This is a genomic window from Klebsiella sp. JN_Kp127 (assembly GCF_040062505.1).
Lineage (GTDB): Bacteria > Pseudomonadota > Gammaproteobacteria > Enterobacterales > Enterobacteriaceae > Klebsiella > Klebsiella quasipneumoniae.
The window spans coordinates 91,252-105,740 of the sequence record NZ_JBEAHS010000037.1; the positions used below are offsets into that span (position 1 = coordinate 91,252).

Below are 14,489 nucleotides of genomic sequence, written 5' to 3' on the forward strand. Positions count from 1 at the left end.
AGGATCAGGCAGTGCCGCCGACGGTGAGGTTATCGACCTTCAGGGTCGGCTGGCCAACGCCCACCGGCACGCTCTGGCCCTCTTTGCCACAGACGCCGACGCCGTTATCCAGACGCAGATCGTTACCCACCATCGAAATCTGCTGCATAGTCTCAATCCCGGAGCCGATCAGGGTAGCGCCTTTCACCGCCTTCGTGACCTTGCCTTTTTCGATCAGATAGGCCTCGGAGGTGGAGAAGACAAACTTACCGGAGGTGATATCCACCTGCCCGCCGCCGAAGTTAGGCGCGAAGATACCGTAGTCCACCGACTCGATAATCTCCTGCGGCGTGGACTGGCCCGCCAGCATATAGGTGTTGGTCATACGCGGCATCGGCAGATGGGCATAGGATTCACGGCGGCCGTTGCCGGTCGGCGCGACGCCCATCAGACGCGCATTGAGTTTATCCTGCATGTAGCCTTTCAGGATGCCGTTTTCGATCAGCACATTGTATTGACCCGGCGTGCCTTCGTCATCGATGGCCACCGAGCCACGACGGTCGACGATGGTGCCGTCGTCCACGACGGTGCACAGCTCAGAGGCGACTAATTCCCCCATATGGCCGCTAAAGACCGAGGTGCCGCGACGGTTGAAATCGCCTTCCAGGCCGTGACCGACCGCTTCGTGCAGCAGGACGCCAGGCCAGCCGGCGCCGAGCACCACCGGCAGCATCCCCGCCGGGGCGGCGACCGCCGAGAGGTTAACCAGCGCCATGCGCACCGCTTCTTTCGCCCAGGCGTCGGCCCGTACTTCGCCCTCCTGAGAGGCGAGGAAATAGTCATAGCCAAAACGCCCGCCGCCGCCGCTGCTGCCGCGCTCGCGTTTGCCGTCCTCTTCCACCAGCACGCTGACCGAGAGGCGCACCAGCGGACGAACGTCGGCGGCCAGAGTGCCGTCGGTGGCGGCCACCAGAATCAGCTCATAGACCCCGCTCAGGCTGGCCGAAACCTCCTGCACGCGCTGGTCCGCCGCGCGGGCGACTTTGTCTACCCGGCGGAGAATATCCAGCTTCTCTTCCCGGCTCATACTCTGCAGCGGGTCGATGCTGGTATAGAGGGCGCTGTGCTCTACGGCGCCGAGGGTCTGTACTTTGCCATTGCCAGTCTCGCGCACAATGGTCCGCGCCGCCTGGGCGCTCTGCTCCAGCGCCAGCTTGCTGATCTGGTCAGCGTAGGCAAAGCCCGTTTTTTCGCCGCTGACGGCGCGCACGCCTACGCCCTGGTCGATATTGTACGACCCATCTTTAATGATGCTGTCTTCCAGAACCCAGGATTCGTGATAGCTCGACTGAAAATAGAGATCGCCGTAATCGAGGCGGCGCTCGGTCAGTTGACCAAGAATGGCAAACAGGTCCTGATGATTCAGGCCATTTGCCGACAGTAATTGTTCACTTACCAGGTTCAGACTCATCGTTATGCTACTCGTTTGTTGCCGCCTGACAGGCGGAAATACAGAAGGCTATCTATTGAGATTGCGGTAATTCCCGGCAATCGTCAAATCATTGCTTTTTGTTGCTGCGCGCCTGGCGCAGCACTTCATTGATCTGCGGCTGGTCAATCGGGCCGGTGATGCGATAGCGCAGTATCGAGACTTTGTTCCACAGCGGCCCCAGTACCTTGCTGGCGGCAAACACCGCTGCGCCGACAATCGGGTTGACGGCGAAGGCCGCCGCCACGCCGACGGTCGCGGAGATCTCCGGCGCCACCACCGCCTGCAGGTCCAGATGACGACGCACCAGATCGACCGACCCTTTCATGGCAATGTCCGCCTCCAGGCCATCCACCAGCGTATCATCGGTATGCAGTACACCATCCTTAATCCAGGCCGTACTGTTAATCGAGTCGAAGTAAAATCCTTCGCTAAAGGTATCGCTGAAGTCGAAGCGCAGTTTGCGCAGCAGGGCATCGACGCTCAGCAAACGCAGCAGCTGGCCTGCGTGTCCGGTACTCAGGTCGGTAAACTGACCCTTGCCGAGGTGGCTTTTAATGATCCCATTGAGCGACGCGACATCGGGTGACCAGGGCGGCGCGCGCCAGTGCAGATCGTAGTCGATATCAAACGGCGAATCCTTCACCGGTGTGGAAACGCCAAAGAAATCCGCAAATTCATTCGTTTTATTGCCATGCAGTCTGCCTTTCAGCGAGGTGCGCACCCCGGAAGGGGCGTTAACCCACACGCCGTCGGTCGTCAGCCTGCCAAACCCGGTATCCACCAGGCCATTGGAGAGCGTTAAGGTATCGCCCTTGATCGCCACATCGCCGTCGATACGGCCATATTTTTGCCCCCACAGCCAGCATTCCGCGCAGCGCAGCTGCAGATCGGGCCAACCGTGGAAATCCAGCCGCGTCTCCGCCTGCGGGGCCACGTTCTCCGTTCCGCCCTTGCCGCTGGCGCTGGCCGGGTTGAAATAGAGATAACGCACATTTGCCAGCCACGGGGCATTGTCGCGCATCGTCAGGGTGGCGTTGATCTCGCGCCCCTGCGCCTCAACCTGTGAACCGCCGGTGACCGGCTGCGACATCAGACTCACGTTGTTCCATTGCTGGCCGGCCAGCGCCAGCGACGGCGTACGCAGCACAATGCGCGGTGGAAAGAGGACGCTGCTGCTGACTTCATTCGCCGCACCCTTCTGGAACAGCGCCAGCCACTGCGCGCCATCCATCGGCGGCAGATTGAGCTCAACGCCGGGCTGGTCGGGCAGCGGAGAGGGTCCTTTGCTGTCCGTCGTAAGGATCGCTCTGTCCAGCGTCAGCTTACGGTTCAGCAACCAGCGGCTGTTGATATGATTCTTCGCGCCAACGGATCCGGTCAGGTCGAAGCTGCTCAGACCGCCGGCAACGTTAATTTTGACCGGCAGGGGTTCGCCAGCGGGCTTGTTGACCGGTGAAGGTAAGTGACTGCTCACATTCTTCAGATCGCCATTGATATCAACCTTATAGCTGGCATTGCCATGGTACGGCAGTTCGATAGCGACTTTACCCTCCCACGGAACGCTACCGCTCAGCGCCTCATTAACCGCTTTCGGCAGCAGCCCGGTGCGCGACGGTTGCCAGCTGGCGTTCATCCCGACATCCACCAGAAACGCTTTTTCGCCTTCGCGGGTGGAAAAATTGAGGTTCAGCGGCTGATTAAACCAGGTCGCGCTCAACGTTTGACTATTAAGATCGCCATTCACAAAGCTGAAATTACCGCTCAGATTCTGCAGCGTGGTATCTAACGGTTTGATAAACAGATTGTTATTCTGCAGATGCACATCGCCTTTCGCGGTGGTCATTTCGCCATCGAGGGGAATGTTCAGATGTAAGCGAGCGCTTACATCACCATCCAGCTGCAGGGAATCCAGCGCCGCTCCCAGGGTCTCTTTCAGCGGCGTGGTGTTGAAATAAGGTCCCACCTCTTTCCCCGGGCCTTTGATATCGGCATCAATCAGCAGTTTTTCCTGCGCATAATCCGGGATCGCGGCATCGAGATTGCTGGCGGTCACGTTGCCGAGCATCGCTTTCTCCACCCGCATCCACAGGCCGCTGTTGATAAAATTAAGGTCGATATTCAACCCGGTCAGCGCCGGCCAGTCCGGTTGAAAAGCGAAAGTGGCATTCTTCAGCGGGACGTAAACCTGGAACTGTCCTTCGTTGTGCGGATACGGGAACAGATGTGGGTTGCCGCCATACACCAGCGTCGCATCGCGTGCCTGTCCGGCTTTTATCGCGCCGCTGAGATAGTCCACCAGCGCTTTGCCCATCAGGTTTTCCGGGAAGTAACGCCACGCCTGGCCGCCATCGTTGGTGCTGATCCCCGCCAGAATACCCAGCCAGGGATCGTCCCCCTGCGGTTGCAGATAGCGGAAGCCGCCGCGGGCGCGTACCCCCGTCGCCTGCACGTCAATATCGCGGCCATCAAGCATAAACCCTTTGTCATTTTTCACCCAGCTGAGGGTGGCTTCGCCAGCGGCGATCTCCAGCGGGGCCCGGAAAACACCGGCATACGGCATCAGCGCCTTCGTCATGCGCGCGCGCAGTTCCCCATGCTCAACGCTGCCATTCAGGCTGCCGGAAAAGTGTTCCGCTCCCGGCAGGAGCTTCCACTGCTTCCACGCCAGATCGCTCCACTGCGCCTGAAAGCGCGTTTTCTCCGTCGCCTGCAGGGGAATATCGAGAGCCAGCAGGTTGATTTTGCCGCTGGGCTGCGTGGTGCGCCAGAGTTCGCCCAATGAAGGCGCCAGCTTATCGGCAAACGGCTGCAGTCCGCTCAGACCGCTGAGGGCTAAGTTGCTGGCGCGAATACGTAATTCATCACTACGCTGATGACCGTCGCCACCGACATCCTGCGCTGGGATCCACGCCATCGCCAGCGCGCCGCTTGGCCAGGGTTTATCGTCGATCGCAATCCGCGTATCGGGAATGTAGAAGCCCCAGCTCTGCTTGTCATGGGAGAGATGCGCCGTCAGGTTATCCACTGACAGGTGATGAACCTCGCTATCCCCCTGCCAGCTGGCGCCCCCTTTTTTAAGCCATACGTCGCCGCTGGCCACATCGCCTTTTTCAATGGTCATCCAGCCTTCGAGGCTGAAGCGGGCGCTTTTCAGGGCGATATTGTCCTGCATCCAGCGGCCCAGCCAGGGCTTGACGTCAATATCGTCAGCCTGCAGCCAGACCCGGCCTTTGTTCAGCAGGCCATCCTCATCGCGGAGATCCATCCGCACCTGCATGACGCCATGCTGGCCGGTGAGACTGGAAAGGCTGAGCTGCCCCTCGGCGCGGTGACGGTTCCTGCCGTTAAGCCAGGTCAGCTGCGGGACCGCCAGCTCCGCCCGCTGACCGGAAATAGTCAGGAAGCTCAGATGACTGTCGCGCAGAGTAAAGTGGTCGAACTGACGTAAAAAGAGATCGCTGACGCGGTCGGTTTTCAGGCTTTCGCCGCCGTCATTGGTCTGAATAGGGGTATTGGTATGGATCTGCAGCTGCCAGAAGGTGAGATCGCGAAACTGCCAGCGCATATGCAACAGACTCTGCCAGACGTCCAGCGCCAGGGTCACGCGCTTGACCGCCATTGTCCCGCCATCTTTCAGCCCGACATGAATATCGCGGACATCTAATGTTGGGCCAAAAGTTTGCCAGCTGGCTGCGATCTGCGAGGCATCCACCGGCGTGCCGGTGAGAGAGGAGATCTTCTCCAGCAGCTGCGGACGCCAGGCATCGAGCTGTGGCAACACGAGACGCAAGCCACTCACCAGCAGCGCGACGATAACAATCAGTGTTGCCACGGTGAGCAATAAAATCCCGGGCAGTCGCCTCACGCCTCTCTCCTTGTCAGCCGCACAATGACGCAGTGTCTTACATCATAACCACATCGAACTGCTCTTGATTATAGAGCGGCTCAATTTGTACCTTCACCTGCTTGCCGACAAAGATCTCCACTTCCGCCAGCGCATGCGACTCTTCCCCTTTCAGGGTTTCCGCCACCGCAGGGGAAGCATAGACCAGGAAGCGATCGGAATCATAAGCATGATGCACGCGAACGATCTCACGCATAATCTCATAGCATACCGTTTCCACGGACTTTACCGTTCCGCGTCCGTGGCAGGTCGGGCATTCGTTGCACAGCACATGCTCCACGCTTTCGCGGGTGCGTTTACGGGTCATCTCCACCAGACCCAACTGGGAGAAACCGTTGATGCTGGTCTTCACCCGGTCTTTACTGAGGGCCTGCTCCAGGGAGTGCAACACCCGCCGGCGATGGTCTTCATTGTTCATGTCGATGAAATCAATGATGATAATGCCGCCGAGATTACGTAAACGCAGCTGGCGGGCTATCGCCTGGGTGGCTTCGATATTGGTATTGAAGATAGTATCGTCAAGATTGCGGTGCCCAACAAACGCCCCGGTGTTGATATCGATGGTGGTCATCGCCTCGGTCTGGTCGATGATCAGATACCCCCCGGACTTGAGCTCGACTTTACGCTCCAGCGCGCGCTGAATTTCGTTCTCAACGTCAAAGAGATCGAATATCGGCTGACGGCCGCTGTAGTGTTCCAGCTTGCTGGTCATTTCCGGGATATATTCGGCGGTAAATTCGAGCAGCGCCTCGTAGGTCAGCCGCGAGTCAACGCGAATCCGGTCGAGATGCGCGTCGGCAAAATCACGCAGCACGCGCTGAGCCAGGGCCAGCTCGCCGTACAGCTGATAGCGGGTCTGGTTGCGCTTTTTGCGCTCCATCACCTTGGTCCATACGCGCTTAAGATAGGCGGCATCGGCGGCCATCTCTTGCTCGTGAACGCCTTCCGCGGCGGTGCGAATGATAAATCCGCCCTGCTCGTCGCAGTACTCTGCCACGACCTTTTTCAGCCGCTCGCGCTCGGCTTCGCTTTCAATGCGCTGAGAGACCCCCACGTGGGAGGCGCCCGGCATAAAGACCAGATAGCGGGAAGGCAGGGTAATATCGGTGGTCAGACGCGCGCCTTTGGTACCGAGCGGATCTTTAACCACCTGGACCATCAGGTCCTGGCCCTGGCGCACCAGCTCCGAAATATCGCGCACGGTAAACTGCTTTTGCTCCTCACCGGCAACGCACTCGGTATGCGGCATGATATCGGAGGCGTGGAGGAACGCCGCCTTATCCAGACCAATATCTACAAAAGCCGCCTGCATTCCCGGCAGCACTCGGCTAACACGACCTTTGTAGATATTGCCTACTATTCCGCGTCGCGCTTCACGCTCAATATGGATTTCCTGCAGAATACCGCCATCAATATACGCAACGCGCGTTTCGGATGGCGTTACGTTCACTAATAATTCAGCCGTCATCTTTATCCCTTTTCTTTACGCAGTGAGTTAAAGTTACTGAGCAACTCATACGTTTCCACCAGCGGTAAGCCGACTACGGCGTGATAGCTGCCATTAATCTTCCTGACGAAACAGCCACCCAACCCTTGAATACCGTATGCACCTGCTTTATCTAAAGGCTCGCCGCTGGCCACATAATCGGCGATATCCTGCTCGCTGAGCGGCCGGAAGGTCACTTCCGTGACCACCAGACAATCCAGCGTCTGCTGCTTATCCGCCAGCGCCACCGCGGTCATGACCTGATGGGTTTGGCCGGAAAGCAGGCGCAGCATCGCTGCAGCGTGTTCGGCGTCGCGCGGTTTTTCCAGCACTTCGCCGTTCAAAATAACAATCGTATCCGCTCCCAAAACCGGCAAATCCCGCGATGCCAGCGCCACTCCGGCCTGCGCCTTTTCGCGCGCCAGGCGCACGACATAGTGCTGCGCGCTCTCCTGCGGCTGGCGCTGCTCCTCGATACCAGGAACCAGACGCTCAAACGCGAGACCAAGCTGAGTCAGCAGTTCCTGCCGACGCGGGGAACCAGAAGCAAGATACAGAGTTGTCATATCAACCTTATTGCACTGCAAATTGCTGACGCACTTTACGCATCAGCAGGAAGAGCCATGGCCAGAGGATACCGTTTACTACACTACTCCAGAATACTTCCGGACGGAAAGAGACGTTGATCACTAAAAACTCTGCCCAGAAAACAATGATATCCACGGCGAGGGATAACAGCATGACCACCAGCGCCTGTTGCCACAGCGCCAGGTTACGGAACAGCTGATACTTCAGCGCCACCAGATAGGCGACGATGCTTAAGGACAGCGCGCGAACGCCCAGCGTCGAACCGCTGATGAGATCAAGAATAGCCCCCATCACGAAGCCCGTTCCCACATTCACCCGGTGCGGCAGCGCGAGGATCCAGTACAGCAGGATCAATAATACCCAGTTGGGCCGGAAAACGCTGATGTCCGCCGGCCAGGGCATAATTTGCAGCAATAGCGCGATAAGAAACGAGAGCCAGATAACCCAGCGTCCCTGGCTACGGTAACTTGCCACTATTGCCCCCCTGCAGGCTGCGACGGCTGAGACGGCGTCAGCCCGGTGGCGGGCGCCGGCATCTGCGGCCCCATCGCATCCGGCGCAGGCAACACCTGCGGCATCATCTGCATCAGGCGTTCGTTAGCCACCCGATGGACCTCTTCCGGGGTCATCGGGTTAGCGCCATTGCGATCGGCGCCCCACAGCAGCAGCAGATAGCGCAAACGCTGCAGACCGGCCGTCGGACGCGCCTGGATCACCGTGTAGGCGCGCTGGGTGTCCAGTTTCACTGAAGAGACAACCCCAACCGGGTACCCTTCCGGGAAACGACCGCCCAGACCGGAGGTCACCAGCACATCGCCGACGCGAATATCGGTATTTGCCGGCAGATGCTCAAGCTGGAGGTCGTCGGTGCAGCCGTTACCGGCGGCAATGACGCGAATATCGTTCCGCAGGACCTGGATCGGCAACGCATGGGTGGCATCACAGATCAGCAGTACCCGGCTGGTCATTTTCGCCACGGCTACGACCTGCCCCACCACGCCTTTATCACTGATAACCGGCTGGCCTTCGTAGACGCCGTTGACGCTGCCCTTATCGATAACCACCTGATCGCTGTAGGGGTCGTTGACCGTTGAGATGACCTGGGTCACCATTTTTTGCTCGTCCTGGCGCAGCGGCGAGCCAAGCAGTTCACGCAGGCGCGCATTCTCCTGCTTGTACTGGCCCAGCATCAGCAGATCGCTGTTTTTCAGCAACAGCTCCTGACGCAGCGCGCGGTTTTCCAGTTCGAGCTGGTCACGGGTAGCCAGCGTCTGCGATACGCTGTCGAGCAGTTCCCGGGGACCATTAGAGACAAAGTAGAAAGGGCTGACGGCTGTATCCATGTACGTTCTGATTTGACTGAACGTACCCAGGCGGCTGTCGGCGATAATCACGCCAAGCGCCACCAGCACCGCCAGAATAAGGCGAATCTGTAGCGAGGGGCCACGGCTAAAAATTGGCTTCATAGGCTATGCGTATTCTCGTGTCAGTAAAGACCTGGGGCAGCGCTAAAGCCACCCCGGACCTTCAGGCTGACTACTCTTCGCTAAACAGGTCGCCGCCGTGCATGTCGATCATTTCCAGCGCCTTGCCGCCGCCACGCGCTACGCAGGTCAGCGGATCTTCAGCAACCACGACTGGAATACCGGTTTCTTCCATTAACAGACGGTCCAGGTTGCGCAGCAGCGCACCACCGCCGGTGAGAACCATCCCGCGCTCGGAGATATCAGACGCCAGTTCCGGCGGGCACTGCTCAAGGGCAACCATAACCGCGCTCACGATGCCGGTCAGCGGCTCCTGCAGCGCTTCAAGAATTTCGTTTGAGTTCAGGGTGAAGCCGCGTGGAACGCCTTCTGCCAGGTTACGGCCGCGCACTTCAATTTCACGCACTTCATCGCCCGGGTAAGCCGAACCGATTTCATGTTTGATACGCTCAGCGGTCGCTTCACCGATCAGAGAGCCGTAGTTACGACGCACGTAATTGATGACGGCTTCGTCGAAGCGGTCGCCGCCGATACGCACGGAAGAAGAGTAAACCACGCCGTTCAGGGAGATAACCGCTACCTCAGTGGTACCGCCGCCGATATCCACCACCATGGAACCGGTCGCTTCAGAAACCGGCAGGCCAGCGCCGATCGCGGCCGCCATCGGTTCTTCAATCAGGAACACTTCGCGAGCGCCAGCGCCCTGCGCGGATTCACGGATAGCACGACGCTCAACCTGGGTGGCGCCAACCGGCACGCAGACCAGTACGCGCGGGCTCGGGCGCATAAAGCTGTTGCTGTGCACTTGTTTGATAAAGTGCTGCAGCATCTTTTCCGTCACGAAGAAGTCAGCGATAACGCCGTCCTTCATCGGGCGAATCGCCGCGATATTACCCGGGGTACGGCCGAGCATCTGCTTCGCTTCATGACCCACGGCGGCGACGCTTTTCGGCGATCCGGCACGATCCTGACGAATGGCCACCACGGAAGGCTCATTCAATACGATGCCTTGTCCTTTTACGTAAATAAGGGTATTCGCGGTACCCAGGTCAATGGACAGGTCATTGGAAAACATGCCACGAAATTTTTTTAACATACTAAGGGATAATCCTGAAAGCTGGGGCGGAAAACAAAATCCGCTTACTTTACCAACCACACGCAGCAGCGACAAGGCGCAAAAATCACCTGCTGCGGTGAAAATTAGTGCAGTTCATTTCCTTTGTTACAAATTTTTCCGACTCCGTTCATTGCTGAAATCTTCAGCAGCGCTCCACGCCTGAATTTGTAACCTGTCAAAGGAGGGTCACTGGCATTTACATTGCGATGATCCGGCAGGTAGACAAGCACACCCCCTTCACGATGGCGCGCGTTATTCTACGTGAAATCACGCTAAACGGCAGATCAAACCGAGTATCTTTGCGAATATTTTTTCACATTTGTGTCAAGTGGCTGTGAGGCGGCAAAAAATTCCCCCTGCCCGCCCGTGACACCGCATTGGGACAGTACCAGCCACTCGCTGCGGCTGCGTACGCCCGTCGCAAAAACTTGCATAGGCATGCCTTTACAGGCTTCCACCAGGCTTTGCACCAGCAGCTGGTTCTCGCTGCGCTTTTCGATGTTGCGCGCCAGGCCCGGATGCAGTTTGATCAGCTCCGCATCCAGCTGCTTGATCCAGCTGGTTCCCACCAGGGTTAACCCTGCCTGAACCACCGCCACCCGAACGCCAAGCGCGTTAACCAACCGCATAACCGGCTGCAGACGGCCGATATATTGACAAACATCTGCCTCAGCAAGTTCAAAAATAATCCGTTGACGCTGCGATTTTTCACACTGCATCAGAGCATCGCGCAGCCAGCGCTGGAAACGCGGACGGATCAGCGACTCCACCGACAGCTGCAGCGCCAGATTCTCCTCGGGCCAGAAGCCTAAAAACGGCAGCAGGCGCGTCACCTGCAGGCGGTCATACTCCTCCGCCAGGCCAAACTGCAGCACCATCGGCATGTACTCGGCGGCAATCACCTCTTCTTTACCGTCGTACATCCGCGACATCAGTTCACGGTGATGCACCCGACCGTCGCGGGTGACGGCGGGCTTCTGGTACAACCGCGGCCCGCCGCGGCTCAGCATCTGTTCGATCAGCGTCCGCCAGCGAACGTTGCCGCGGCCTTTCTCCGGAAGGGTATCGTCATAGACCGACCAGCTGTTGCTGCCCTGCAGCACCGCGTTGCGCGTCGCCGCTTCTGCATGTTCCATCACTTGCGCCGCCGATTGTCCGCTGCGGAAAGAACAGATGCCGATATGCATCATATCGTCACGATCGAGGATCCGCGTCGGAGGCAGCGCGTCCATGGCCTTCAGCAGCAGCCCGGCGATACTATCCGCCTCTTTTAACGTGCGGTGCGGCAGCAGCACGGCGAAGTCGCTACGGTGATAGCGCGCCAGCAGCGCGCCAGGGTAACGCATAATAAAGGTAGAGAGCAGGTTGATAAGCGTGAAGTAATGTTCTTCGGCCGCTGCCCGCCCCCAGTTGTCCCGTAGCAGATCAAACTCCGGTAGACGGATCATCATCACGATGCCGTACGCCCCCACCTTCTCCTGATCTTCCAGCAGCGTGGCCAGCTGATTGTCAAAAAACAGGCGATTATTCAGCCCGGTTTTAGAATCCTGTGCCGCATAGGAGCGAATCAGCGTATCCATCCGGCTGCGCTGATCGCTGGCAAACTGCAGCTCCGACAGCAGCATATCCAGCGCGCTACTGGTGCTGGCAGGCCATTCATAGACTGAGCCGCGCACCTGCGGCCCGCGCTCGCCGCTCAGGATACGCGTGGAACGAAGCTCAAGCAGCTCCTGACCCGCCAGCTGGCGGCGGATCCAGCGGACGGCGAAGAAAATAATCACCACCATGAAGCCGATGGAGATCGACAGCGGGGCGGTAATCGACAGCGAACGGAAATAGTTCACCATCGGGTCAACGTAGACCAGATGCAGAGAGATACCGGGATGTTTCAACGACGGGACCGTGATCTCACGGAATTGCTCATGACTGCCAAGCGGGCGATAGCTGTCGGTTCGGGAGTGGCTGTAGAGCGGTTTACCGTTAAGCATGAAATCGATATGCACGATCTCTATCGGCGTCATCAGCTCATCCAGCTGCGGCTCAAGCTTATCAAAAGAGGTAGTGATGAGCCGGTTATCCAGCATGGTCGCCACCGCCTGAACCCGGTTTTCGACCTTGTTCTCAATGCCGTTGTAAAAACTCAGCGAAGCGCCAATCAGCGTGACAAAGATGGTCAGGCTAGTTAGCAGCGTGATAAAGGCTGAGAACTTCGTCGTTAATCGCATCCCTGTGTTAACTCCGCGAGTGAATGACTGCCCGATGAACCATCAGGCTCCCGTGCCGGCGCGCGCCTTGACGCTAGCATTAACCTTTTAAAGCGCGACGCATACTATCAAAGATGGCGAGTCTGGCAATGGAATGCGTATTATCGGCGAAAGTATGCCGATAGCGAGTATAGTCGGCAGAAAAAATTTGCCAATCGCCGCCCGCCTGCGGCCTGCGCCAGAAGCGCTTTAATTTTAGACGCTGGATGGCAAACCCGCGCCAGCGGCGCACATTATTGCCGATTTTCCGTCCTGCCAGCCTCCCGTCCGCTTTTTTCCCTGCTAAAGATGCCGGGTCAGGCGCGGTAAAGGAAACGTCTTGCGCCACTTTCCGAAGATTCCTGGACGACCGCGCCCCTGCTTCGGCGGCGGCCCATGCTCCTAATGTGCAATTTTTCGTGACATATTCGCGATTCATCGCCGCCTCCGTCATGCTTAAGGAAACGCATGACGGAGGACACCATGAAAAGAAAAAAACTGACGGAAGCCGACGTCACGGCCGAATCCGTTTTTATGCTCCAGCGGCGCCAGGTACTGAAAATGCTGGGCATCAGCGCGACCGCCCTTTCGCTTCCCGCCGCCGCGCAGGCCGACCTGCTGGACTGGTTTAAAGGCCACGACCGTCCGCCAGCCCCGGCGGGCAAAGCCCTGGACTTTGCTAAACCCGCTGAATGGCAGGCTAAGCTGACGCTTACCCCGGAAGATAAAGTCTCCGGCTACAATAACTTTTATGAATTCGGCCTCGATAAAGCCGATCCGGCGGCGAACGCGGGTAGCCTGCGCACCGATCCCTGGACATTGACCATCGGCGGTGAGGTGGCGAAGCCGCTGACTCTCGACCATGACGATCTGACCAAACGCTTCCCGCTGGAAGAGCGTATTTATCGTATGCGCTGCGTGGAAGCCTGGTCGATGGTGGTCCCCTGGGTCGGCTTCCCGCTGCATAAGCTGTTGGCGCTGGTGGAGCCCACCAGCAATGCGCGCTATGTGGCCTTCAAAACCCTCTATGCTCCGGATCAAATGCCCGGGCAGAAAGATCGGTTTATCGGCGGGGGGCTGGCTTACCCTTACGTGGAGGGGCTGCGGCTGGATGAAGCGATGCATCCGCTGACGCTGCTCACCGTCGGGGTGTATGGCAAAGCGCTGCCGCCGCAAAATGGCGCGCCGGTCCGCCTTACTGTGCCGTGGAAGTACGGTTTCAAAGGCATTAAATCCATCGTCAGCATTGAACTGACCCGCGAGCGGCCGCCGACCACCTGGAACCTGGCGGCACCGGACGAATACGGCTTCTTCGCCAACGTCAATCCGCACGTCGATCACCCCCGCTGGTCACAGGCCAGCGAGCGGTTTATCGGCGCCGGCGGCGTACTCGATGTCAAGCGTCAGCCAACCCTGCTGTTTAACGGCTATGCCGACGAGGTGGCGTCGTTGTATCGCGGCATGAATCTGCGGGAGAACTTCTAGTGCGTTTCACCGTCAAACAGATCGCCTGGCTGAAGGTTTTACTTCATCTGGCGGGTTTTTTGCCGCTGGTCTGGCTATTCTGGGCCGGACATCAGGGCTACTTTAGCGCCGATCCGGCCAAGGATATCCAGCATTTTACCGGCAGGATGGCGCTGAAGTTTCTGCTGGCGACGCTGCTGGTCTCCCCGCTGGCGCGCTATGCGAAACAACCATTATTGATTCGCGTTCGTCGCCTGTTAGGTTTATGGTGTTTCGCCTGGGCGACGCTGCACCTGACCAGCTATACCCTGCTGGAGCTGGGCATTAACAATCTGGCGCTGCTGGGCTCGGAGATTATCAACCGCCCCTATCTGACGTTAGGCATGGTCAGCTGGGCGATCCTGCTGGCGCTGGCGGTGACGTCGACGCAGGCGATGCAGCGAAAACTGGGCCGCCGCTGGCAACTTTTACACAACTTCGTCTATCTGGTGGCGATCCTCGCGCCGATTCACTACCTGTGGTCAGTGAAGATCCTCTCGCCGCAGCCCATCATTTATGCCCTGCTGGCAGTGGCGCTGCTGGCATGGCGTTACAAGAAGTTCCGCCAGTGGTGGCGCTGAATCCCGTAATGTGCAGTTTCCCGCAGATCCTTTATCAACCGCGACTCTTTTTAAGATAGCGGTTGATAATCTTCCCTGATAAGACCAGTATTTAGCTGCCAATTGCTACGAA

The 14,489-nt window shown here is 58.3% G+C and carries 11 protein-coding genes; 2 read left to right on the top strand and 9 right to left on the bottom strand.

Going from position 1 to position 14,489, the window contains the following annotated elements; all coding sequences use genetic code 11:
- Positions 1–4: 4 nt before the first annotated feature.
- The 9 genes from tldD to ABLV04_RS14050 form a co-directional block, all read right to left on the bottom strand.
- Positions 5–1,450 carry a metalloprotease TldD gene (gene tldD / locus ABLV04_RS14010; protein WP_004206236.1) on the bottom strand — a complete coding sequence of 482 codons (1,446 nt, stop codon included), beginning with the start codon at positions 1,448–1,450 and terminating at the stop codon, positions 5–7.
- Positions 1,451–1,538: 88 nt separating this feature from the next.
- On the bottom strand, positions 1,539–5,336 hold the full coding sequence (gene yhdP / locus ABLV04_RS14015; protein WP_180266265.1) for an AsmA2 domain-containing protein YhdP: 3,798 nt from the start codon (positions 5,334–5,336) through the stop codon (positions 1,539–1,541).
- A 37-nt stretch (positions 5,337–5,373) separates the two neighbouring features.
- Positions 5,374–6,843, bottom strand: a complete 1,470-nt coding sequence (gene rng / locus ABLV04_RS14020; protein WP_004206239.1) for a ribonuclease G — start codon at positions 6,841–6,843, stop codon at positions 5,374–5,376.
- 2 nt (positions 6,844–6,845) lie between these two features.
- Positions 6,846–7,427 carry a nucleoside triphosphate pyrophosphatase gene (locus ABLV04_RS14025; RefSeq protein WP_023291155.1) on the bottom strand — a complete coding sequence of 194 codons (582 nt, stop codon included), beginning with the start codon at positions 7,425–7,427 and terminating at the stop codon, positions 6,846–6,848.
- Positions 7,428–7,434: 7 nt separating this feature from the next.
- A complete protein-coding gene (gene mreD, locus ABLV04_RS14030) occupies positions 7,435–7,923 on the bottom strand; it encodes a rod shape-determining protein MreD (protein ID WP_002918648.1) in 489 nt (162 codons plus the stop codon).
- Positions 7,923–8,915: a rod shape-determining protein MreC gene (gene mreC, locus ABLV04_RS14035; protein WP_004206242.1), complete on the bottom strand. Its 993-nt coding sequence runs from the start codon at positions 8,913–8,915 to the stop codon at positions 7,923–7,925. Before mreC ends, mreD begins: the two co-directional genes overlap by 1 nt.
- A gap of 70 nt (positions 8,916–8,985) precedes the next feature.
- Complete coding sequence (gene mreB / locus ABLV04_RS14040) at positions 8,986–10,029, bottom strand: rod shape-determining protein MreB (protein WP_002918653.1); 1,044 nt, start codon at positions 10,027–10,029, stop codon at positions 8,986–8,988.
- Between the two features lie 305 nt (positions 10,030–10,334).
- Positions 10,335–12,275, bottom strand: a complete 1,941-nt coding sequence (csrD, locus tag ABLV04_RS14045) for an RNase E specificity factor CsrD (protein WP_044524921.1) — start codon at positions 12,273–12,275, stop codon at positions 10,335–10,337.
- A 79-nt stretch (positions 12,276–12,354) separates the two neighbouring features.
- Positions 12,355–12,546 (bottom strand): hypothetical protein, encoded by a 192-nt coding sequence (locus tag ABLV04_RS14050; protein ID WP_032429221.1) that lies wholly within the window; start codon positions 12,544–12,546, stop codon positions 12,355–12,357.
- Between the two features lie 230 nt (positions 12,547–12,776).
- Between ABLV04_RS14050 and msrP the strand changes: the two genes are divergently transcribed.
- Positions 12,777–13,778 (top strand): protein-methionine-sulfoxide reductase catalytic subunit MsrP, encoded by a 1,002-nt coding sequence (gene msrP / locus ABLV04_RS14055; RefSeq protein WP_032454192.1) that lies wholly within the window; start codon positions 12,777–12,779, stop codon positions 13,776–13,778.
- Positions 13,778–14,377 (top strand): protein-methionine-sulfoxide reductase heme-binding subunit MsrQ, encoded by a 600-nt coding sequence (msrQ, locus tag ABLV04_RS14060; RefSeq protein WP_023291158.1) that lies wholly within the window; start codon positions 13,778–13,780, stop codon positions 14,375–14,377. The genes msrP and msrQ overlap by 1 nt, the downstream gene beginning before the upstream one ends.
- Positions 14,378–14,489: the final 112 nt, after the last annotated feature.

Excerpts from the sequence above, each read along its gene's own strand:
- csrD (WP_044524921.1), bottom strand. The coding sequence starts at position 12,275 with ATGCGATTAACGACGAAGTTCTCAGCCTTTATCACGCTGCTAACTAGC.
- msrP (WP_032454192.1), top strand. The coding sequence starts at position 12,777 with ATGAAAAGAAAAAAACTGACGGAAGCCGACGTCACGGCCGAATCCGTT.
- mreC (WP_004206242.1), bottom strand. The coding sequence starts at position 8,915 with ATGAAGCCAATTTTTAGCCGTGGCCCCTCGCTACAGATTCGCCTTATT.
- mreB (WP_002918653.1), bottom strand. The coding sequence starts at position 10,029 with ATGTTAAAAAAATTTCGTGGCATGTTTTCCAATGACCTGTCCATTGAC.
- ABLV04_RS14025 (WP_023291155.1), bottom strand. The coding sequence starts at position 7,427 with ATGACAACTCTGTATCTTGCTTCTGGTTCCCCGCGTCGGCAGGAACTG.
- rng (WP_004206239.1), bottom strand. The coding sequence starts at position 6,843 with ATGACGGCTGAATTATTAGTGAACGTAACGCCATCCGAAACGCGCGTT.
- tldD (WP_004206236.1), bottom strand. The coding sequence starts at position 1,450 with ATGAGTCTGAACCTGGTAAGTGAACAATTACTGTCGGCAAATGGCCTG.